Here is a 20,489-nt window from a genome sequence, read left to right on the forward strand (position 1 = left end):
ACCGAGACAAACGTACGGCGGCCCACGGAGGAGTTCCTCCGTGGGCCGCCGTACGTTTGCCGTGGTCCGGACTGGTGACCGGCTCAGGCCTTGCGGGCCCTGGCTGTCGTCTTCTTCGCCGGAGCGGCCTTCGGAGCGGTCCCGGCTGTCTTCCTGGCCGCCACCGCCTTCTTGGCGGCCGTCTTGCGCGGGGCCTTCACCGCGGTGGCGTCACTGACCCGCTCGGCACCCAGGACCTCGCGCAGGAACTTGCCGGTGTGGCTGGCAGGTACCCCGGCGATCTCCTCGGGCGTGCCCTCGGCGACCACGAGACCGCCTCCGGCGCCGCCCTCGGGGCCCATGTCGACGACCCAGTCGGCGGTCTTGATGACATCGAGGTTGTGCTCGATGACGATGACCGTGTTGCCCTTGTCGACCAGGCCGGAGAGGACCTTGAGGAGCTTGCTGATGTCCTCGAAGTGCAGCCCGGTGGTCGGCTCGTCCAGGACGTACACCGTGCGGCCGGTGGAGCGCTTCTGGAGTTCGCTGGCCAGCTTCACCCGCTGGGCCTCGCCGCCGGACAGGGTCGTGGCGGACTGGCCGAGCCTGACGTAGCCGAGGCCGACGTCGTGCAGCGTGTTGAGGTGGCGGGCGATCGCCGGGACGGCCTCGAAGAAGTGCCGGGCCTCTTCGATCGGCATGTTCAGGATGTCGGCGATGGACTTGCCCTTGAAGTGGACCTCCAGGGTCTCCCGGTTGTAGCGGGCGCCGTGGCAGACCTCGCACGGGACGTACACGTCCGGGAGGAAGTTCATCTCGATCTTGATGGTGCCGTCGCCCGCGCAGTTCTCGCAGCGTCCGCCCTTCACGTTGAAGGAGAAGCGGCCGGGCAGATAACCCCGGACCTTCGCCTCCGAGGTCTCGGCGAAGAGCCTGCGGACGTGGTCGAAGACACCGGTGTACGTCGCCGGGTTCGACCGCGGGGTGCGGCCGATGGGCGACTGGTCGACGTGGACGACCTTGTCGACGAGGTCGTCGCCGTCCACGCGCGTGTGGCGGCCCGGCACGCTGCGGGCGCCGTTCAGTTCGCGGGCGAGGTGCGTGTACAGGATGTCGTTGACCAGCGTCGACTTGCCGGAGCCGGACACCCCGGTGACGGCCGTGAGGACACCCAGGGGGAACGACACGTCGATGTCCCGCAGGTTGTTCTCGCGGGCTCCGTGCACGGTGAGCCGGCGGGAGGGGTCCTGCGGGCGCCTGATGTCGGGCAGCGGGATGGCCTTCTTGCCGGACAGGTACTGCCCGGTCATCGACTCGTCGTTGGCGAGCAGTTCCTTCAGGGAGCCGCTGTGCACGACCTTGCCGCCGTGCTCGCCCGCACCGGGGCCGATGTCGACGATCCAGTCGGCGATCTTGATGGTGTCCTCGTCGTGCTCGACGACGATGAGCGTGTTGCCCATGTCCCGCAGCCGGACCAGGGTCTCGATCAGCCGGTGGTTGTCACGCTGGTGCAGCCCGATGGAGGGCTCGTCGAGGACGTACAGGACGCCGACGAGTCCGGAACCGATCTGGGTGGCGAGGCGGATGCGCTGGGCCTCGCCGCCGGAGAGCGTGCCGGCCGCGCGGTTCAGCGAGAGGTAGTCGAGGCCGACGTCGACCAGGAACTTCAGCCGCTCGTTGACCTCCTTGAGCACGCGCTCGGCGATCTTCTTGTCGCGGGCGTCGAGCTTCAGCTTCGCCAGGAACTCCGCGCAGTCACTGATCGACATCGCGGCGACCTCGGCGATGGACCTCTCCATGACCGTGACCGCGAGGACGATCGGCTTGAGGCGGGTGCCCTCACAGGTGGGGCAGGGCACCTCGCGCATATAACCCTCGAAGCGCTCCCGGCTGGCGTCGCTCTCCGACTCGCTGTGCCGCCGCTTCACGAACGGGACGGCGCCCTCGAAGGGCGTGGTGTACACGCGCTCCCGGCCGTACCGGTTGCGGTAGCGGACCTCGATCTGGGTCTTGTGCCCGTGCAGGAGCGCCTTCCTGGCGCGCTGCGGAAGGCCCGCGAAGGGGATGTCCGTGCGGAATCCCAGTGCGTCCGCGAGGGCGGTGATGAGGCGGCTGAAGTAGTCCTTGGTATGGCCGTGCGACCAGGGGTGGATGGCGCCCTCGTCGAGGGACTTGTCCTCGTCCGGGACGATCAGCTCCGGGTCGACCTCCATGCGCGTGCCGATGCCCGAGCAGTCGGGGCAGGCACCGAAGGGCGAGTTGAAGGAGAAGGAGCGGGGCTCCAGTTCCTCGAAGGACAGGTCATCGTACGGGCAGTACAGGTGCTCCGAGAAGAGGCGCTCGCGCTCGGGGTCGTCCTCGGGGAGGTCGACGAAGTCGAGCACTACCATGCCGCCAGCGAGACCGAGGGCGGTCTCCACGGAGTCGGTCAGTCGGCGCTTGGCGGTGTCCTTGACCGTGAGGCGGTCGATGACCACCTCGATGGTGTGCTTCTCCTGCTTCTTCAGCGCGGGCGGGTCGGACAGCTGGATCGTCTCGCCGTCCACCCGCGCGCGGGAGTAGCCCTTGGTCTGGAGATCCGCGAAGAGATCGACGAACTCGCCCTTGCGCTCGCGCACCAGCGGCGACAGCACCTGGAAGCGGCTCCCCTCCGGCAGCTCCAGGACCTTGTCGACGATGGCCTGTGGCGACTGACGCGCGATGGGGCGACGGCACTCGGGACAGTGCGGCTTGCCGATGCGCGCGAAGAGCAGCCTCAGATAGTCGTACACCTCGGTGATGGTGCCGACCGTGGAGCGCGGGTTGCGGGAGGTCGACTTCTGGTCGATCGAGACGGCCGGTGAGAGGCCTTCGATGAAGTCGACGTCCGGCTTGTCCATCTGGCCGAGGAACTGGCGTGCGTACGACGAGAGCGACTCGACGTAGCGGCGCTGGCCCTCGGCGAAGATCGTGTCGAAGGCCAGGGAGGACTTGCCCGACCCCGACAGGCCCGTGAAGACGATGAGCGAGTCGCGTGGGAGGTCGAGCGAGACATTCTTGAGATTGTGCTCGCGCGCGCCACGGATGATGAGACGGTCGGCCACGCCGGTCCGCACCTTTCTTGAGAGAAGTGACAGGGGCGGGGCCCCCGTGCTTTTTCAGACTAGGGGGAGCCACTGACAACGCCGGTCGGATTCCTGAGGAGGTAACAATCCCCGGCCATCCAGCATGCCCGACGCCGCACTCGACCATATAGCACGCACATTCGATTTACGGGCGTGGCCCGCCACCTTCACCCGAACGTGTGGCGGGACTATCGTCGACACCATGGCTGATCATGTGCGCGACCTGGCATCTCTACGTGAAGCGACGGAACGACTGCTCACCGCAGCCGCGAAATTGAACAACGATTCGGTGGCCGAGCCGTCACGGCTGCCGGGCTGGACCCGCGGTCACGTCCTCGCCCACCTCGCCCGCAACGCGGACGCTCTCGTGAACGTCATGACAGGGCGCCCGATGTACCCGTCCGCGGAGGCCCGGGACGCCGACATCGACCGGGACGCCCCGCGCCCCCTCGACGACCAGCTCTCGGACGTACGGGAGAGTTCCGCCCGTCTCCAGGAGTTGTGGGCCGCGCCCGCGGACTGGACGCGCACGGTGGAGCTGCGCAACGGGGTCACCGACGCCGCCTCCGAGGTACCGTTCCGCCGCTGGGCCGAGGTCGAGCTGCACCACGTGGACCTGGGGATCGGCTACGACCTCGAAGATCTGCCGGCGGAGTTCACGGAGCGGGAGATCACGTTCCTGGCCGACCGGTTCACCGGCCACCCCGACGTGCCGCCCACGGTGATCACGGACGGCACGCGCGCGTGGAGCACGGGAAGAGAGGCCTCCGAGCCCGAGGTCACCGTCACCGGGACGGCGCCCGAGCTGCTGGGGTGGCTCTGCGGCCGACGCGACGGAGCCGGCCTCGACGTCTCGGGCGGAGTGCTGCCCGCGCTGCCCCCTCTCTAGGCCCAACGCGTCGCTATAGGCTGCACGCCATGACGTACAGCGGAGCGGTGAAGGTCGGCGGTCCTGCAGATGTGCACGAGTTGCAGGACCTGATGATCACCAAGGTCGCGGTGGGCCCGATGAACAACAACGCCTATCTGCTGCGCTGCCGGGCCACGGACGAGCAGTTGCTGATCGACGCGGCGAACGACGCCCATACGTTGATCACGCTGATCGGGGACGACGGCATCACGTCGGTCGTCACCACGCACCAGCACGGGGACCACTGGCAGGCGCTCGCGGAGGTCGTGGAGGCCACCGGCGCCCGTACGTACGCGGGCCGGGACGACGCCGAGGGCATCCCCGTACCGACCGATGTGCCGGTCGCCGACGGCGACACGATCCGCGTAGGACATGTGGAGCTCACCGCGCGGCAACTGGTCGGGCACACGCCGGGCTCGATCGCGCTCGTCTACGACGACCCGCACGGGCATCCGCACGTGTTCACCGGGGACTGCCTCTTCCCCGGCGGGGTGGGCAACACGCGCCAGGACCCGGAGGCCTTCGCCAGCCTGATCCGCGACGTGGAGACGAAGATCTTCGGCCCGCTCCCCGACGAGAGCTGGGTCTACCCGGGGCACGGCAGCGACACCACCCTGGGCGCGGAGCGGCCACACCTGCCGGAGTGGCACGCGCGCGGCTGGTGAGGCCGTGGGGGAAGACCTCGCACACGGGTGGCGAACTCCAACCGGGGGGCGTGCAGTTGATGACCGCACGCCCCGTGCGAAACGAACACACATACCGGGAGCGCGCACGCGCTCCCGGCGTGCGCCCTGGCGTAGTCCACTGAAAAACAGCCCCGCACAGGATGACGGCTCCTGAGCGGTACGGGCCGCCGACCTGTCGATCCCGCCCTCGGTCGGCGGCCCCGGCGTTCACACACATGCAACACACGTTCCCACTATGCGGACAATTCCGCCTGTGACCTGGACAAATGGCACGCTGCGCTGCCACTCTCCCGCCATGCACCTTGCCCCTCACACGCTGCGCCGTGTGGTCTCCGCCGCCACTGTCGCCCTGCTCGCCACCGCTGTCGGCTGCGCCCCGCAGCCGGAGGAGACGAGCGCCGCCAAACCCACCGGGACGGCCGGAGCCACCTGCGCCAAGGGCAAGTTGGCCACCCGAACCTCGGGCAAGCTGACGATCGCCACCGACGAGCCCGCGTATGAGCCCTGGTTCAAGGATGGCAAGCCCGCCGACGGCAAGGGCTTCGAGTCGGCGGTCGCTTACGCCGTGGCGCGGCAGCTCGGCTACGACAAGGCGAACGTCGTGTGGCAGAGCGTGCCCTTCAACAAGGCGTTCGCGCCCGGGGTGAAGACCTTCGACTTCGATATCAACCAGGTGTCGATCAGCACCGAGCGCAAGAAGGCCGTGGACTTCTCGTCCGGCTACTACGACGTCCGCCAGGCCGTCATCGCGCTGAAGAACTCCAAGGCCGCGAAGGCGACGAGTATCGCGGACCTCAAGGGCCTCAAGCTGGGCGCCCAGGTCGGCACCACCAGCCTCAACTACATCGACGACGTGGTGAAGCCGACCCAGGAGCCGGCCGCGTACGCCAAGAACGACCAGGCCAAGTCCGCGCTGCAGAACGGCCAGGTCGACGCCATCGTCGTGGACCTGCCGACCGCCTTCTACATCACCGCCGCCGAGGTGACCGACGCGAAGATCGTCGGACAGTTCGAGAACCAGGGCGGTACGCCGGAGCAGTTCGGGCTCGTGCTCGACAAGGGCAGCGCCCTCACCTCCTGTGTGACGACCGCGGTGGACGCCCTGCGCAAGGACGGCACACTCGCCTCGATCGAGAAGCAGTGGCTGTCGGACGCCGTCGACGCTCCGGTGCTCAAGTGACCGCAGTGAAGGAGGAGTCCGGGCAGGAGGACCCGGCCGGTATGCCGGACCGGGGCGACGGTTACGTCCCTTCGCAGCGACGGATCGACCGTGAGCGGTTCAAGCGCACCCGTGCGCGCCGCGCCACGTCGATCGCCGCGCTGTCCACCCTGGTCACCGGGGTCGTCCTCTACCTGGTCGTGGTGAGCGCGCCGGGCTGGCCGCGCACCAAGGAGACGTTCTTCAACGCACAGTACGCGCGCGAGGCGTTCCCCAAGGTCCTCGAAGGGCTGTGGCTCAACGTACGGCTGCTGCTGATCTGCGGGGTCGCGGTACTCGTCCTGGGCATGCTGATCGCCATCGCCCGCACGCTGCGCGGCCCGGTGTTCTTTCCGCTGCGCGCACTGGCCGCCGCGTACACGGACTTCTTCCGCGGCCTGCCGCTGATCATCAACCTGATGATCGTCGTCCTGGGTGTGCCGGCGCTGCGGCTCCAGGGCATCACCGTGGACCCGGTGCTGCTCGGCGGTACGGCGCTGACGCTGACGTATTCGGCATACGTCGCCGAGGTGTTCCGGGCCGGCATCGAGTCCGTGCACCCGTCGCAGCGGGCGGCGGCGCGCTCGCTCGGGCTGACCAACCGGCAGGCGCTGCGGTACGTCGTGCTGCCCCAGGCCGTACGGCGCCAGGTGCCGCCGCTGCTCAACGACCTGGTGTCGCTGCAGAAGGACACCGGGCTCGTCTCGATCGGCGGCGCGGTCGACGCCGTACGCGCGGCCGACATCATCGTGGGCCGCAGCCTCAACTACACGCCGTACATCGTCGCGGGACTGGTCTTCGTCGCGCTGACCATCCCGATGACCCGCTTCACGGACTGGGTGACGGCCCGGATGGACCGGCAGCGGGCGCAGGGAGGAACACTGTGAGCGACATCCCCGACAACTCCTCCCCCGTGCTGCGGATGGAGGCCGTGCGCAAGACCTTCGGTGACACGGTCGTCCTGCGGGACGTCGATCTGGAGGTCGCCCCGCACACGGTGACCGCTCTGATCGGCGCGTCCGGTTCCGGCAAGTCGACGCTGCTGCGGTGCGCGAACCTGCTGGAGGACATCGACGACGGCGCGATCTGGCTGGACGGCGAGGAGATCACCGACCCGCGGGCCGACCAGGACGCCGTGCGCCGGCGCATCGGGGTGGTCTTCCAGGCGTACAACCTCTTCCCGCACATGACCGTGCTGGAGAACATCACCCTCGCCCCGCGCCGGGTGCACGGCGTGGACCGCGCGGATGCGGAGCAGTACGCCCGTGAGCTGCTGGAGCGGCTCGGGCTCGGCGCGAAGGCGGGCGAGTACCCGGACCGGCTGAGCGGCGGCCAGCAGCAGCGGGCGGCGATCGTCCGCGCCCTTGCCGTACGTCCCCGGCTGCTGCTTCTCGACGAGGTCACCGCGGCCCTCGACCCGGAGCTCGTGGGCGAGGTCCTCGCCGTCGTCCGGGATCTGAAGGCCGATGGCATGACGATGGTCCTGGCCACCCACGAGATGGGCTTCGCCCGCGATGTCGCGGACCAGGTCTGTTTCCTGGAGGGCGGTGTCGTCCTGGAACGCGGCACGGCCGAGCAGGTGTTCGGCGAGCCGCAGCAGGAGCGCACGCGGCAGTTCCTGCGGCGGATCGTGGAGGCCGGGCGGCTGTAGGTCACGCCTCCGCGGTCGCCGCACTCACCAGAGCGGCGACCCGCTCCACCCCGAACACATACCCCTGCACCCCGCACCCCGCGATGACGCCGTCGGCGCGCAGTGAGACGTACGAGTGGTGCCGGAACGTCTCGCGCTGGTGGATGTTGGAGATGTGGACCTCCAGCACCGGCATGCCGTCGCAGGTGTTGAGCGCGTCCAGGATCGCGACGGACGTGTGCGAGTAGGCGCCGGGGTTGATGACGATGCCGGCGTGGCCGAGGCGTGCCTCCTGGATCCAGTCGACCAGCTCGCCCTCGTGGTTGGACTGGCGGAAGTCCACAGTGCCGCCGTGCCCGTCCGCCGCCTTGGCGCACAGTGCCTCGACGTCGGCGAGCGTGTCGGAGCCGTAGATCTCCGGCTGGCGCTGGCCCAGGAGGTTCAGGTTGGGCCCGTTGAGGATCATGATCGGGGCGTTGGCGAGGGTGCGGGGCACGGTTCCTCCGGTCCGTTCAGGGATGCGGCCTGTCGAGGACCGCTGCTCAGCCCCCGGTTTATCACGGAGCGCCGACAACGGGACCGCCCGTACTCTCCCGGCATGACGACCCCTGTCTATCCCCCCAAGCCCTCACCCGGCGACCGCATAGCCGTCATCTCGCCGGGTGCCGGACTGCCCGGCCTCTTCCCGCGCCCCCACGAACTGGGGCTGGAGCGGCTGCGCAAGGAGTTCGAGCTCGAACCGGTCGAGTATCCGGCGACCCGCAAGATGGGTTCGACGCCCCAGGAGCGCGCCGACGACCTCCACGCGGCGTTCGCCGACCCGGACATCAGGGCGGTCATCGCGACGATCGGAGGCGACGACCAGATCACCGTGCTGCCCTTCCTGGACCGGGAGTTGATCCGGGCGAACCCGAAGCCGTTCTTCGGGATGAGCGACAACACGAACCTGCTGGCCTACCTGTACAACACCGGGATCGTCGGCTACCACGGAGCGACCGTGATGGCGGCGCTGGGACGTCCGGTGGCCATGGACCCGCTGACCGCCGAGTCCCTGCGGGCCGCCCTGTTCACCTCGGGCGAGTACGAACTGCGGCCCGCCGAGTGCTGGAACGACGTCAACCGTGACTGGGCCGACCCCGCGACCTTCGACGCCGAACCGGAGACCCGTCCCGGCAACGGCTGGACGTGGCTGAACGCCGACCGGGTGGTGGAGGGCCGCGGTTGGGGTGGCTGTCTGGAGATCCTCGGCTGGCTGCTGATGGCCGACCGCGAGATCTCCCCCGATCCGACGGCGTACGACGGCGGGGTGCTGCTCCTGGAGACCTCGGAGGAGATGCCGAGCGGCGAGGAGGTCTTCCGGACGTTGCGCAACATGGGCGAGCGCGGACTGCTCCAGCGCTTCTCGGCGCTGCTGATGGGTCGCGCGAAGACCTGGTCCTTCGAACGCCCCAACAGCCCGGCCGAGGGCGACCGTTACGCCGCCGAGCAGCGAGCGGCGGTGCAGCGCGCGCTGAGCGCCTACGCTCCCGGTCTGATGACGGTCTTCGACGTGGACTTCGGCCACACGGATCCGCAACTCGTCCTCCCTTATGGGGGGTCGATACGGGTGGACGGCCCTGACCGGCGCATCACCGTGACGTACTGATCCCGATCGTCTCCCGCACGCCCCCGTAACGCGCGGTCACCGTGGGTAGTTGACCCGGCATGCACGACGTACGCAGGGTAAGGGCACCTTCCATGGTGCGGCTGGCCGCCGCCTCGCTCGCGGGGACGGCCATCGAGTTCTACGACTTCTTCGTCTACGGCACCGCCGCCGCACTGGTTCTGGGGCCCCTGTTCTTCCCGACGTTCTCGCCGGTGGCCGCGACGCTGGCCGCCTTCGGGACGTTCGGTGTGGGGTTTCTCGCCCGGCCTCTGGGGTCGGTGCTGTTCGGCCACATCGGGGACCGGCACGGGCGGCGGCCGGTCCTCGTCGCCTCCCTGCTGCTGACCGGGGCGTCGACGGTCGCGGTCGGCTGCGTACCGACGTACGAGTCGATCGGCACCGCGGCTCCCGTGCTCCTCCTGGCGCTGCGTTTCCTCCAGGGGCTCGGGCTGGGCGGGGAGTGGGGCGGGGCCGTCCTGCTGACCTCGGAGCACGCGCCCGCCGAACGGCGCGCTCTGTGGGCGAGCTTCCCACAGGTCGGCCCCGCGGTGGGCTTCCTGCTCGCCAACGGCGTGATGCTGGCGCTGTCCGCGTGCCTCACGGAGGGGCAGTTCGCCTCGTGGGGGTGGCGGGTGCCGTTCTGGGCGGCCGGGGTGCTCGCCGTGGCGGGGCTGTGGCTGCGTTCTTCGCTACCGGAGAGCCCGAGTTTCCTGGAGATCGACGACCACGCGCGCGTGCCGCTCGCCGAAGTGGTGCGCGACCATTGGCGGCTGGTCCTGCTGACGGCGGGCGCGCTCGCGGTCGGATACGCGGTGTTCTACGCGGTGACGACCTGGTCCCTCGCCTACGGGACGGAACGGCTCGGTGTCAGCCGTACCGTCATGCTGGCCTGCATCATGGCCGCTGTGGTGGTCAAGGGCGCCCTGACACCCGTGGTGGCCCTCCTGGGCGACCGTTACGGCCGTCGGCCGCTGTGCCTCACGGGTTGTGCCACGGCCGCCCTGTGGATGTGCCCCATGGTCGCGCTGCTGTCGACCGGCGAACCGCTGCTGATGTTTCTCGGATTCCTGGTGGCGCTGATCGCGTTCGTCACGATGTTCGCGGTGATCGCGGCGTATCTGCCGGAGCTGTACGAGCCCCGCGTACGGTGCACGGGCGCCGCGGTCGGTTACAACCTCGGCGGGGTCCTCGGCGGCGCGCTCACGCCGATCGTGGCGACGGCGCTCGCCGAACACGGGGGCCGGGTCCCGTGGGGCGTGGGGCTGTATCTGACGGGCATCGCCCTGTTCAGCCTCGGGTGCTTCGCGTTGCTGCCGGAGACCCGGCCGGTGCCCCGCCTCGCCGCCGCACCGGCCACGGAGTGACGGGGGCAGCGATCAGGGGTTGATGGCCAGTTCCAGGTAGGCCGCGAACAGCACCAGATGTACGCCGCCCTGGAGCGGCGTGGCCCGCCCCGGCACCACCGTCAGCGAACCCACCACCACAGTCAGGGCCAGCAACACCATGTGGGTGGCGCCGAGGCCGAGGACCAGTGGCCCGGAGAGCCATATGGACGCCAGGGCCACGGCGGGGATCGTCAGGCCGATGCTGGCCATCGCGGACCCGAGGGCGAGGTTCAGGCTGGTCTGCACCCGGTCGCGGCGTGCGGAGCGCAGCGCGGCGATGGTCTCGGGAAGCAGCACTAGCAGGGCGATGATCACACCGACGACGGCATGCGGCAGGTCGGCCGCCTCCACCCCGGACTCGATGGTGGGCGACACTCCCTTCGCGAGGCCGACCACGCCGATGAGCGCCATGCCCAGCAGTCCCAGGCTGACCTTGACCTCGCGGGCGGTCGGGAGTTCGGCATGGCCGTCCGCGGTGATGACCTCGCCCTGCCGGGAGACCGGGAGGAAGTAGTCGCGGTGCCGCACGGTCTGGGTCGCCACGAACAGGCCGTAGAGGATCAGAGAGGCGAGCGCGGCGAAGGTGAGCTGGGCGGTGGAGAACTCGGGACCCGGCTTGCTCGTGGTGAACGTCGGCAGTACCAGGCTGAGCGTGGCCAGCGTCGCGACCGTGGCGAGGGCGGCGCCGGTGCCCTCCGGGTTGAAGACCGCGGTCCCGTGGCGGATCGAGGCGGTGAGGAGGCTCAGACCGACGATGCCGTTGCAGGTGATCATCACGGCCGCGAAGACGGTGTCCCTGGCCAGGGTGGAACTCTTGTCCCCGCCGTCCGCCATGAGTGTGACGATCAGGGCGACCTCGATGATCGTGACGGCCACAGCCAGCACGAGGGACCCGAAGGGTTCACCGACCCGGTGGGCGATCACCTCCGCGTGGTGCACGGCGGCCAGCACGGCTCCCGCGAGGACCAGTGTCACCAGTGCGACGACCACGCCGGGAAGGTCGCGTCCCCAGGTGAACACCAGCAGGACGACCGCGGCCATCGGCACGACGGCCGTCCACCGCGTCGCGAGCGACCGCAGCTGGACGATCATTCAGCGATCGTCGCAGACGGACTTGCGCCACGCACGCGCCCACCGATCCGCGCCCGCTCATGACGGCCACCCCACAGACGGTCCTCCACACTGCTCCCTTCGCGTTCTGCCTCGGCTTGATCTGCTGCCCAGGAACGGGGCGCGTACTCCCGTGCCCCGGACCCGCGCACCGGCCTCCCGCACCGGTTCGCCGGGCCGGAGTCCCTACGGCGGCACGAGCCCCGGCGCGCACGCCATGGGCCCGCTCGATTGTCCCGCAGCCGCTACTTCAGCTCGGTCCTCTCCCGTACGTCGCAGTCGGTGAAGATCGGGGGCCTCGTACACATCGAGGCCATTTGCTCCGCCATCCTGCGTGTCTCCGGGTCGTCGCTGTTGCGCATGGCCTCGTCGTGGGAGTCGAACTCGATCACCACCAGGAACCTGTTGGGCTGATTCCTGTCCTGCAGGACGAGGCGGTGCGTGGGCCCGCCGGCACGGCCGCCGAGACTCGCGTCGGCCTCCTGGACCAGCGCCCGCATCTCCTCCACCCGGGCCGTGGCGTCCCCGAGCAAGGGACGCTCAGCATCCAACGAAGCATCGGGAACGGTGATCGGCAATTCGCCGCGCACCGCTCCCGATGGTGGTTGTTCCTACGTCCGACGTGGTCAGGCCTCGATACTGTCCTTCGGAGCGCCTTCGCTGTCGTTCTGCGCCGCCTTGAGCGCCTCCTGCTTCCTGGAGGCCATCAGGCTGGTGATCGTGGTGATGACCAGGACCCCGCAGATCACTCCGAGGGAGACCGGTATGGAGATCTCCGGTACGTGGACACCGGACTCGTGCAGCGCGTGCAGCACCAGCTTGACGCCGATGAAGCCGAGGATGACCGACAGGCCGTACGAGAGGTGGACCAGCTTCCTCAGCAGTCCGCCGATGAGGAAGTACAGCTGACGCAGGCCCATCAGAGCGAACGCGTTGGCGGTGAAGACGATGTACGGGTCCTGGGTCAGGCCGAAGATCGCCGGGATCGAGTCGAGGGCGAACAGGACGTCCGTGGTACCGATCGCGAGCATCACGACCAGCATCGGCGTCATGATCCGCTTGCCGTTCTGCTCGATCCACAGCTTGGTGCCGTGGTAGCGGTCGGCCACGCCGAACCGCTTCTCGGCAGCCTTGAGCAGCTTGTTCTCTTCGAACTCCTCGTCCTCGTCGTCGGCGCGGGCCTCCTGGATCAGCTTCCAGGCGGTCCAGATGAGGAAGGCACCGAAGATGTAGAACACCCACGCGAAGCTTGCGAGGATCGCGGCGCCGGCGGCGATGAATATCGCGCGCAGGACAAGCGCGATGAGGACGCCGACGAGGAGCACACGCTGCTGGTACTGCGAGGGCACCGCGAACTTCGCCATGATCAGGACGAAGACGAAGAGGTTGTCGACACTCAACGACTTCTCGGTGATGAAGCCCGCGAAGAACTCACCGGCGGGCTCACCGCCACTGAAGACGAGCAGCCCCACTCCGAAGAGGCCGGCCAGGGCAATCCAGACGACCGTCCAGATTCCGGCTTCCTTGATCGACACGTCGTGAGGCTTGCGCCCGATGAAGAAGTCCACCGCGATCAGAGCGGCCAGACCCACGATGGTAAGGACCCAAAGGGTCACGGAAACATTCACTGCGCCTCCGGCAGTAGTAACGGCAAATTTCAGCGTCGTCGCTACCGGAGGTCTCTTCCACCCGCGACAGCCGGGCTCCTTCACGCGCCCGGACGCCTGCGGGCCGACGCCCCGGGATCCGGATTGATCCGTATTGACGGGTACGCCGCAGCAGGTAGGGAGTACTCCCCTCCGTTGGGAAGACAGTACCCCAATCACCAAGGAAAGGTAAAGAGATTAGTAAAGGAAAATCAAAAACCGCAGGTCGGCGGCTTTACGGATACTTGGCGAAGTGACTGTGGGTGTCAGCGGTTCCATGAACGGCGGGCCGCCGCGACCTGGCTGAGCACCTGCTGGAGCACCTGGCTGCCCTGCGGCACGACCGACGGCTCGTACGTCCACGCATGTCCGACCCAAGGGTCGGCGAGGTGGTCGTCGGGCACGGGAGTGAGTCGCATCAGCGAACGCCAGAGCGGATCGAGCAAGGGTCCGTATGCGGCGGCGTCCTCGCGGTCGGCCACCATCATCAGGTGGACGCCGACGGCCGGGCCCTCGTCCGCGAGATACCGCAGCTGAGTGACCGCCCGGTCGTCGAAACCGTGCGGGAAGTCGTTGACGATCACCAGCTGCTGAGCGGTGTCGAGGTCGGGCGGCAGTGAGTCGGCCGCGCCGCCGCGCACCGCCATCTGTACCAGGTCGACGCGCTGGGTCAACCGGCCCAGGACGTCCGCGACACCGGCGGCCCCAGCGGCGGGCGGACCCGCGAGCACACCGGTTCGCACCAGCGGCGCGAGGGCCGGGGCTCCGGAACCTGCCGGATCGATGACGTGCACGGCGAATTCGCCCGCCGGATGGACCGCGAGCAGCCGGGACGCGTGCGCCACCGCCGTGTCCATGGCCAGCCGCCGCAGCTCGTCGGAGTCGAGGAGCGAGCCGTCGAGGGACTCACCGCCGCTGTCGATCCACAGGCCGCGCTCCAACGGCAGCCGAACGAGCATCGGGACACTCAGACCGGCACTCTCGGGCAGCCGCAGGTCGCCCACCCGGAGCGCCATGGGCATCTCCATCGGTACGCGGTAGCCGTGCCAGACCGGGTTGTCCCAGCGCGCGTACGCCGGCGGCAGCGCGGGCTCGACGACCTCGGCCTCGGCGGCGAGCTGGGAGAGATCGCGGTCGAGGGCGGAGCGGGCCTGGTCGACGAGCTGGGTCTGCCTGGCACGGGCCGCTTCCCGGGCGGCATCGCCCCGGCCACCGCCCCGGCTGCGTGGATCTGCCAGCGCCCTGTCGATCTCCTGTTCCATACGTGAGTCGGCGAAGTCCACGGCGCTGCGGTAGGCGGCGACGGTTCGCGCCAGGTCCTCGAACATGCCCCAGACCTGGTTGTAGAGCCGCTCGTCCATGGACCATCCGGTCGCGTCGCCCGCGACCGGCCCCCCAGACTCGCCGGACCGGGCCGGGGGTGCGGTCGGCGGTGCCGGTGGCGGAGCGGCCGTACGGCGGCTGGGATGGCTGTAGTCGACGGGGGCTCCGGCAGCGGGGGCGGCCTGCGCCGGACCGTCCGGTCGGCCGACCTGCGACGGGGCGTTCTGCGGGTCCTCGACTTCGTACGGTGACGAAGGCCGAGCAGCGCCCAGGTCCCCCTGAACCGGGGATCCTGCCTGCTCCGGGGTGCCGGGAATCGGGGTGTCCTGCGGCCCATGAGCCGCGTACGGCGACGTGGTTCGCGCGGGCGCGGGGGGCGACGCCGGCCGACGGGTGCGGTCGCCGTCCGGTGTGCGGGGTGGCGGGGGTGCCACCGCGCGGGAGTGGGCCTGGGACACCGCCCCGTCGATGGCGTCCGCGAGGTGGCGTGCCTCGGGGAGGCCCTGGTCGGCGAGGAGTTCGACGAGGCCGCCGGCGTATCCCTGGCCGACGGCGCGCACCTTCCAGGCGTCGTGTCTGCGGTAGAGCTCCAGGGCGACCACCGCCGACTCGGCCTCAAGGCCCGTGATCCGGTAGCTGGCGACCTCGGTGCCGTCGAGGCCGGTGACGGCGACGAAGGGTGCGGCCACGGCGCCGAACCGGACCGGACCGCCCACGCCGGACGGCAGGGCGAGCAGCAGGCTGATCCGGTGCACCGACTCCGGCATGGCACCCAGGTCCACGGCGAGCCGGTGGTCGGCCGCCGCCTGCTTGGAGACCTCCAGGCCGGGGAGCGTGGGAGCTCCTGGGTGGGCCACCCACTCGACGCCGTGGACCCTGCCCTGTTCGTCGCCGATCGTGGCCCCGGCCACGATCGGCGCACCGGCCGAGATCCGCACTTCGAGGCGGACCTGGGAGAGCGGATGGTTCTGCCCCCGGACCAGCTCGGCCGTCATCGCCTTCGTCCCCCCGTGTCGTTCTCTTGTTCCGTGGGCCGCCCGGCCCGGCTACAGGTGCGGCAGGATCGCCGGCATCAGGTCCTGGAAGGTGCGGCCGTTGGCAGGCGTGCCAAGGGCTGTCATCTGCCAGCCCGCGCCCGCGCGGTGCACCTTCGCCATGATCTGGGCCGTGTACTGGCCCCCGCCGTCCAGCGTGTAGCGGGCGAGTTCGTCACCGTTGGTCTCGTCGACCAGACGACAGAAGGCGTTCTGCACCTCCTGGAAGGTCTGCCCCGTGAAGGAGTTCACGGTGAAGACGATCTGGTCGATGTGGACCGGCACACGCGGCAGGTCGACGAGGATCGCCTCGTCGTCACCGCCCTGGCCGACACCGCCGACGAGGTTGTCACCGGTGTGCCGCACGGAGCCGTCGTCACTCACCAGGTGGCGGAAGAACACGACGTCCATGGGCTGCTTGTCGGCGAACAGTACGGCCGAGGCGTCCAGATCGATCTCCCGCGTACGCGACCCGAACAGGCCACGCCGGGGTGCCGCCTGCCAGCCGAGGCCCATCCGCACCGCGGTCAGGGTGCCCCCGTCGTTCTTCTGCAGGTTGATGGCCTGACCCTTGGTCAGATTGACGCTGCCACTGGGCGTTCCACCCTTGGATACGTCCACCACGTGCTGTTCCCCTCTCGAGCCGTCCCCTGTTTCCGCGGGGTCCGCGGATGACCTGAACCCTACGCAGGGGCACTGACAGTGCCGAAGCCTCGAGCGCACTTTGTGTCGGTGTTGCAACACTGCGCGTACGACGCAGGTCACGGACACCGACGGCCGGCATTCCGCCTGCCCCGTGCGGCGGTCAGGCCAGGCCGGCCTCCTTCATCTGCCGCAGTTCCTTCTTCATCTCCGACACCTCGTCGCGCAGCCGGGCGGCGATCTCGAACTGCAGGTCGGCCGCCGCGGCGCGCATCCGTGCCGTCATCTCCTCGATCTGGTCGGCGAGTTCGGCTGCGGGGCGGTCGGTCGGCACCGCCTCCCCTGCCTTGCCCTTGCCGGCCCGGGCTCCCTTCGCGGCCTTGCCGCCGAGCGCGGGCACCGGGGCCTTGGCCGCCTTGCCGTCCTTCGACTTGCGGTAACCCGAACCCAGGAGCTGTTCCGTGTCGACGTCCTCGCGAGCGATCTGCGCGACGATGTCGTTGATCTTCTTCCGGAGGGGCTGCGGGTCGATGCCCTTCTCCTTGTTGTACGCGACCTGCCTCTCCCGGCGCCGGTTGGTCTCCTCGATGGCTTTCTCCATCGCCGGAGTGATCTTGTCCGCGTACATGTGGACCTGCCCGGACACGTTGCGCGCAGCACGGCCGATGGTCTGGATCAGGGAGGTGCCGGAGCGCAGGAAGCCCTCCTTGTCGGCGTCGAGGATCGACACCAGGGACACCTCGGGGAGGTCGAGGCCCTCCCGGAGGAGGTTGATGCCGACCAGGACGTCGAACTCGCCGGCGCGCAGTTCGCGCAGCAGCTCGACCCGGCGCAGGGTGTCGACGTCGCTGTGCAGATAGCGGACCTGGATACCGAGTTCCAGGAAGTAGTCGGTGAGGTCCTCGGCCATCTTCTTGGTGAGCGTGGTGACCAGGACACGCTCGTCCTTCTCCGCGCGCGTGCGGATCTCGTGCACCAGGTCGTCGATCTGGCCCTCGGTGGGCTTGATGACGACCTCGGGGTCGATGAGGCCGGTGGGGCGGATGATCTGCTCGACGAAGCCGTCGCCACGGGACAGCTCGTACTTACCGGGGGTCGCCGACAGGTAGACGGTCTGGCCGATGCGCTTTTGGAACTCCTCCCATTTCAGGGGGCGGTTGTCCAGTGCGGAGGGCAGCCGGAAGCCGTGGTCGACGAGGGTGCGCTTACGGGACGCGTCGCCCTCGTACATGGCGCCGATCTGCGGGACCGTGCTGTGCGACTCGTCGATGACCAGCAGGAAGTCGTCCGGGAAGTAGTCGATGAGGGTGTTCGGCGGGGAGCCGGGGAGGCGGCCGTCGAAGTGCATCGAGTAGTTCTCGACTCCGGAGCAGGAGCCGATCTGGCGAAGCATCTCGATGTCGTACGTCGTCCGCATCCGCAGGCGCTGGGCCTCCAGGAGCTTGTTCTGCTTCTCCAGTTCGGCGAGGCGGTCGCCGAGTTCCTTCTCGATGTCGTTGACGGCCCGCGCCGTACGCTCGGGTCCTGCCACGTAGTGGGTGGCCGGGAAGACGTACATGTGCTCGTCTTCGCTGATGATCTCGCCGGTGAGCGGGTGAAGGGTGGAGAGGGCCTCGATCTCGTCGCCGAACATCTCGATGCGGACGGCCAGCTCCTCGTAGACCGGGAAGATCTCGATGGTGTCGCCGCGCACCCGGAACGTGCCGCGGGTGAAGGCCAGGTCGTTGCGCGTGTACTGGATGTCGACGAAGCGGCGCAGCAGCTGGTCCCGGTCGATCTCCTCGCCGACCTTGAGGGGGACCATCCGGTCCACGTACTCCTGGGGAGTACCGAGGCCGTAGATGCAGGACACGGAGGCGACCACGATGACGTCCCGCCGGGTGAGCAGCGAGTTGGTCGCGGAGTGGCGCAGCCGTTCGACCTCCTCGTTGATCGAGGAGTCCTTCTCGATGTAGGTGTCCGACTGAGGGACGTACGCCTCGGGCTGGTAGTAGTCGTAGTACGAGACGAAGTACTCGACGGCGTTGTTCGGGAGGAGTTCACGGAACTCGTTCGCCAGCTGGGCGGCCAGGGTCTTGTTCGGCGCCATGACGAGCGTGGGGCGCTGAAGCTTCTCGATCATCCACGCGGTCGTGGCGGACTTGCCGGTGCCGGTCGCGCCGAGAAGCACGACGTCCTTCTCACCTGCTTCGATGCGCCGAGCCAGCTCGGCGATGGCCGTCGGCTGGTCGCCGCTCGGCTGGTAGGGGCTGACGACCGCGAAGGGCGCCACCGTGCGTTCGATCTTGGAAACTGGCCGCATGCATCCACCGTACGACCACCCACTGACAACGGGTCCTGATCACCGGTTCTGGGGAGTGCGGGACCGGCGCTCCCCGTGCCGCTGGCCGGCGCGCGGCGTGAGGCGTCGGCCGGGGTGCGGGACAGCCGGGTGGGCCGGGATGCCGGGCTTGTTGTCGGCGGGGCGGCGGCCGGACTTGCCCATGACCATCAAGGGGTCGAACATCACGACGACGCCGGCCAGCAGGAGAAAGGCCAGCGGGCCGATCATCAGCGGGGCGAGCAGGGACGCGGGCGAGGCTCCCTCCGGGCTCCCGGACCCGGCGTGGAGGTGGACTCTCAGGGCGGCCATGCCCGTGTAGTGCATGCCGCTGACGGCGAGTCCCATGACGAGGCTGGCGCCCACGCTCCACAGGAAGCCACGGACCTGCCCGGCCGCCCACAGGGCGGCGGTGGCGGCCACCACCGCTATCACGACCGAGGCCGAGACAGTGAGGGTGTTGTACTCCAGCTTCCCGTGGAGGCGCATTCCGGCCATGCCCAGGTAGTGCATGGAAGCGATACCGAGGCCTGTGATGGTGCCCCCGGTGAACAGTGCCGTGCCGCTCGTGCCCCGGTAGCCGACGATGAAGATCCCGATGCCGACCATGAGGACGGCGACCCCGAGGCTGGCGAAGGTCAGCCCCAGGTCGTAGTTGATCGGGGTCTCCTTGACGGTGAACCCCATCATCGCGACGAAGTGCATGGTCCATATGCCGGATCCGATCGCGGCCGACCCGAGCGCCAGCCACCCAGGTCGCCACGACTGGGCGACCAGCATCGATCTCGTGGTGCAGCGAAGACCCAGCGCGCCGCCGAGGCAGGCCATGAGGTAGGCCACCAGCGGAGTGACGAGTCCGTAGCTGAATCCGTCGACCGTGCCCTGCATGTGCGGCTGCCCTTCCGCCCTTTTTGCGTTCCGGTATTCCCGGACTTGCTCCCCTACCCCAGAACCGGCCAGCAGTCAGGGCTGTGGCAGAGAGTATGACTGGCTCCGGAAGGGTCGAACGATTTTCCGGCAAAGAAACACGACCTTGCCCCACTTGTGCGGCAGGGGTGTGCGGACTCGGGCAACTCCTTTCAATCTGTGTCTGTGCCGGACCTCTCTTCCCGTTGCCTCTCCCCTGTCACTCGTGGATCATGCGCACCCGCCCGGGACCCACGCGCCGGGCGTTGTCAGTGGCGGGTCGTACGGTGGGGCGCATGGACAGCCTTGGGCGGGACGAGCGGCAGGACCCGGAGAACCGGCAGCGGGTCGTGTGGGCGGTTGTCGGCACCGACATCGGCCCGCTGCTGCTGGCCGCGACGCACGGGGGTCTGGTGAACGTGGTGTTCCACGCCACGGAGTCGGTGCGCGAGAACGCTGTGGAGCGGCTCGCCGCCCGGCTCGGCGCGGAGCCCGTCGAAGCGCCCGGGTCCCCGTTCCTGGCCGAGGCGATACGCCAGTTCACGGCGTACTTCGCGGGCGAGCGGCACGATTTCGAGCTGCCGCTCGACTGGTCCCTGATCTCCGGCTTCAACCGGCAGGTGCTGCGCGAACTCGCGTCGGGCGTGCCGTACGGCGCGGTCGTCGGGTACGGCGACCTGGCCGCTCGCGTCGGCCAGCCGGGCGCGGCTCAGGCGGTCGGCGCGGCGATGGGCGCCAATCCGCTGCCGCTCGTGGTGCCGTGCCATCGGGTCGTGGAGAGCGACGGCGGTCTCGGCGGGTTCGGGGGCGGCCTGGAGACCAAGCGGAAGCTGCTCGCGCTAGAAGGGGTGCTGCCCGAGCCTCTGTTCTGAGGGTTTCAGCAACGGGACCCGAGGGTTTCATCAGTAGGGGCCCTCAGTACTGGGGGACGGCCCCGTACGGGAAGAGGTTCCGTAGGGGACGGTGTGCGG

The 20,489-nt window shown here is 69.1% G+C and carries 17 protein-coding genes; 8 read left to right on the forward strand and 9 right to left on the reverse strand.

The window, feature by feature from the left end:
* Positions 1–83 precede the first annotated feature (83 nt).
* Entirely contained in the window at positions 84–3,062 is a 2,979-nt protein-coding gene (gene uvrA / locus QA861_RS34325; protein ID WP_334592568.1) for an excinuclease ABC subunit UvrA, read from the reverse strand.
* A 223-nt stretch (positions 3,063–3,285) separates the two neighbouring features.
* Here uvrA and QA861_RS34330 point away from each other — a divergent pair, with 223 nt between their 5' ends.
* The 5 genes from QA861_RS34330 (at position 3,286) to QA861_RS34350 (ending at position 7,528) form a co-directional block, all read left to right on the forward strand.
* Positions 3,286–3,972 (forward strand): maleylpyruvate isomerase family mycothiol-dependent enzyme, encoded by a 687-nt coding sequence (locus QA861_RS34330; RefSeq protein WP_334592569.1) that lies wholly within the window; start codon positions 3,286–3,288, stop codon positions 3,970–3,972.
* Positions 3,973–4,001: 29 nt separating this feature from the next.
* On the forward strand, positions 4,002–4,658 hold the full coding sequence (locus tag QA861_RS34335; RefSeq protein WP_334592571.1) for an MBL fold metallo-hydrolase: 657 nt from the start codon (positions 4,002–4,004) through the stop codon (positions 4,656–4,658).
* 316 nt (positions 4,659–4,974) lie between these two features.
* Positions 4,975–5,859 (forward strand): ABC transporter substrate-binding protein, encoded by an 885-nt coding sequence (locus QA861_RS34340; RefSeq protein WP_334592572.1) that lies wholly within the window; start codon positions 4,975–4,977, stop codon positions 5,857–5,859.
* Positions 5,856–6,764 carry an amino acid ABC transporter permease gene (locus tag QA861_RS34345; RefSeq protein WP_334592574.1) on the forward strand — a complete coding sequence of 303 codons (909 nt, stop codon included), beginning with the start codon at positions 5,856–5,858 and terminating at the stop codon, positions 6,762–6,764. Before QA861_RS34340 ends, QA861_RS34345 begins: the two co-directional genes overlap by 4 nt.
* Before the next feature lie 35 nt (positions 6,765–6,799).
* A complete protein-coding gene (locus tag QA861_RS34350; protein ID WP_334594939.1) occupies positions 6,800–7,528 on the forward strand; it encodes an amino acid ABC transporter ATP-binding protein in 729 nt (242 codons plus the stop codon).
* Between the two features lies 1 nt (position 7,529).
* On the opposite strand, the gene aroQ is transcribed toward QA861_RS34350, so the two are convergent.
* The gene (gene aroQ / locus QA861_RS34355) at positions 7,530–8,003 is read right to left on the reverse strand and encodes a type II 3-dehydroquinate dehydratase (RefSeq protein ID WP_334592575.1); all 474 of its coding nucleotides are present in this window, start codon (positions 8,001–8,003) and stop codon (positions 7,530–7,532) included.
* 102 nt (positions 8,004–8,105) lie between these two features.
* Between aroQ and QA861_RS34360 the strand changes: the two genes are divergently transcribed.
* Together QA861_RS34360 and QA861_RS34365 are read left to right on the forward strand one after the other, a co-directional pair.
* On the forward strand, positions 8,106–9,152 hold the full coding sequence (locus tag QA861_RS34360; RefSeq protein ID WP_334592576.1) for a S66 family peptidase: 1,047 nt from the start codon (positions 8,106–8,108) through the stop codon (positions 9,150–9,152).
* A gap of 92 nt (positions 9,153–9,244) precedes the next feature.
* Positions 9,245–10,516 carry an MFS transporter gene (locus tag QA861_RS34365; RefSeq protein WP_334592578.1) on the forward strand — a complete coding sequence of 424 codons (1,272 nt, stop codon included), beginning with the start codon at positions 9,245–9,247 and terminating at the stop codon, positions 10,514–10,516.
* 12 nt (positions 10,517–10,528) lie between these two features.
* On the opposite strand, the gene QA861_RS34370 is transcribed toward QA861_RS34365, so the two are convergent.
* The 7 genes from QA861_RS34370 to QA861_RS34400 all read right to left on the reverse strand — a co-directional run bounded on the left by QA861_RS34370 (position 10,529) and on the right by QA861_RS34400 (position 19,500).
* Positions 10,529–11,629 carry a calcium:cation antiporter gene (locus QA861_RS34370; RefSeq protein ID WP_334592579.1) on the reverse strand — a complete coding sequence of 367 codons (1,101 nt, stop codon included), beginning with the start codon at positions 11,627–11,629 and terminating at the stop codon, positions 10,529–10,531.
* A 263-nt stretch (positions 11,630–11,892) separates the two neighbouring features.
* Positions 11,893–12,237, reverse strand: coding sequence for a DUF1330 domain-containing protein (locus QA861_RS34375; RefSeq protein ID WP_334592580.1), 345 nt, complete (start codon positions 12,235–12,237; stop codon positions 11,893–11,895).
* Between the two features lie 36 nt (positions 12,238–12,273).
* The gene (locus QA861_RS34380) at positions 12,274–13,275 is read right to left on the reverse strand and encodes a TerC family protein (RefSeq protein WP_334592581.1); all 1,002 of its coding nucleotides are present in this window, start codon (positions 13,273–13,275) and stop codon (positions 12,274–12,276) included.
* Positions 13,276–13,559: 284 nt separating this feature from the next.
* Complete coding sequence (locus QA861_RS34385; RefSeq protein WP_334592582.1) at positions 13,560–15,611, reverse strand: TerD family protein; 2,052 nt, start codon at positions 15,609–15,611, stop codon at positions 13,560–13,562.
* Between the two features lie 51 nt (positions 15,612–15,662).
* Positions 15,663–16,229 (reverse strand): TerD family protein, encoded by a 567-nt coding sequence (locus QA861_RS34390; protein WP_044473993.1) that lies wholly within the window; start codon positions 16,227–16,229, stop codon positions 15,663–15,665.
* Positions 16,230–16,455: 226 nt separating this feature from the next.
* Entirely contained in the window at positions 16,456–18,594 is a 2,139-nt protein-coding gene (uvrB, locus tag QA861_RS34395; RefSeq protein WP_334592583.1) for an excinuclease ABC subunit UvrB, read from the reverse strand.
* A gap of 39 nt (positions 18,595–18,633) precedes the next feature.
* Positions 18,634–19,500, reverse strand: coding sequence for an MHYT domain-containing protein (locus QA861_RS34400; RefSeq protein ID WP_334592584.1), 867 nt, complete (start codon positions 19,498–19,500; stop codon positions 18,634–18,636).
* 314 nt (positions 19,501–19,814) lie between these two features.
* Here QA861_RS34400 and QA861_RS34405 point away from each other — a divergent pair, with 314 nt between their 5' ends.
* Positions 19,815–20,390, forward strand: coding sequence for a methylated-DNA--[protein]-cysteine S-methyltransferase (locus QA861_RS34405; RefSeq protein ID WP_334592585.1), 576 nt, complete (start codon positions 19,815–19,817; stop codon positions 20,388–20,390).
* Positions 20,391–20,489 lie beyond the last annotated feature (99 nt).

The sequence above is a fragment of the Streptomyces sp. B21-083 genome (assembly GCF_036898825.1).
Lineage (GTDB): Bacteria > Actinomycetota > Actinomycetes > Streptomycetales > Streptomycetaceae > Streptomyces.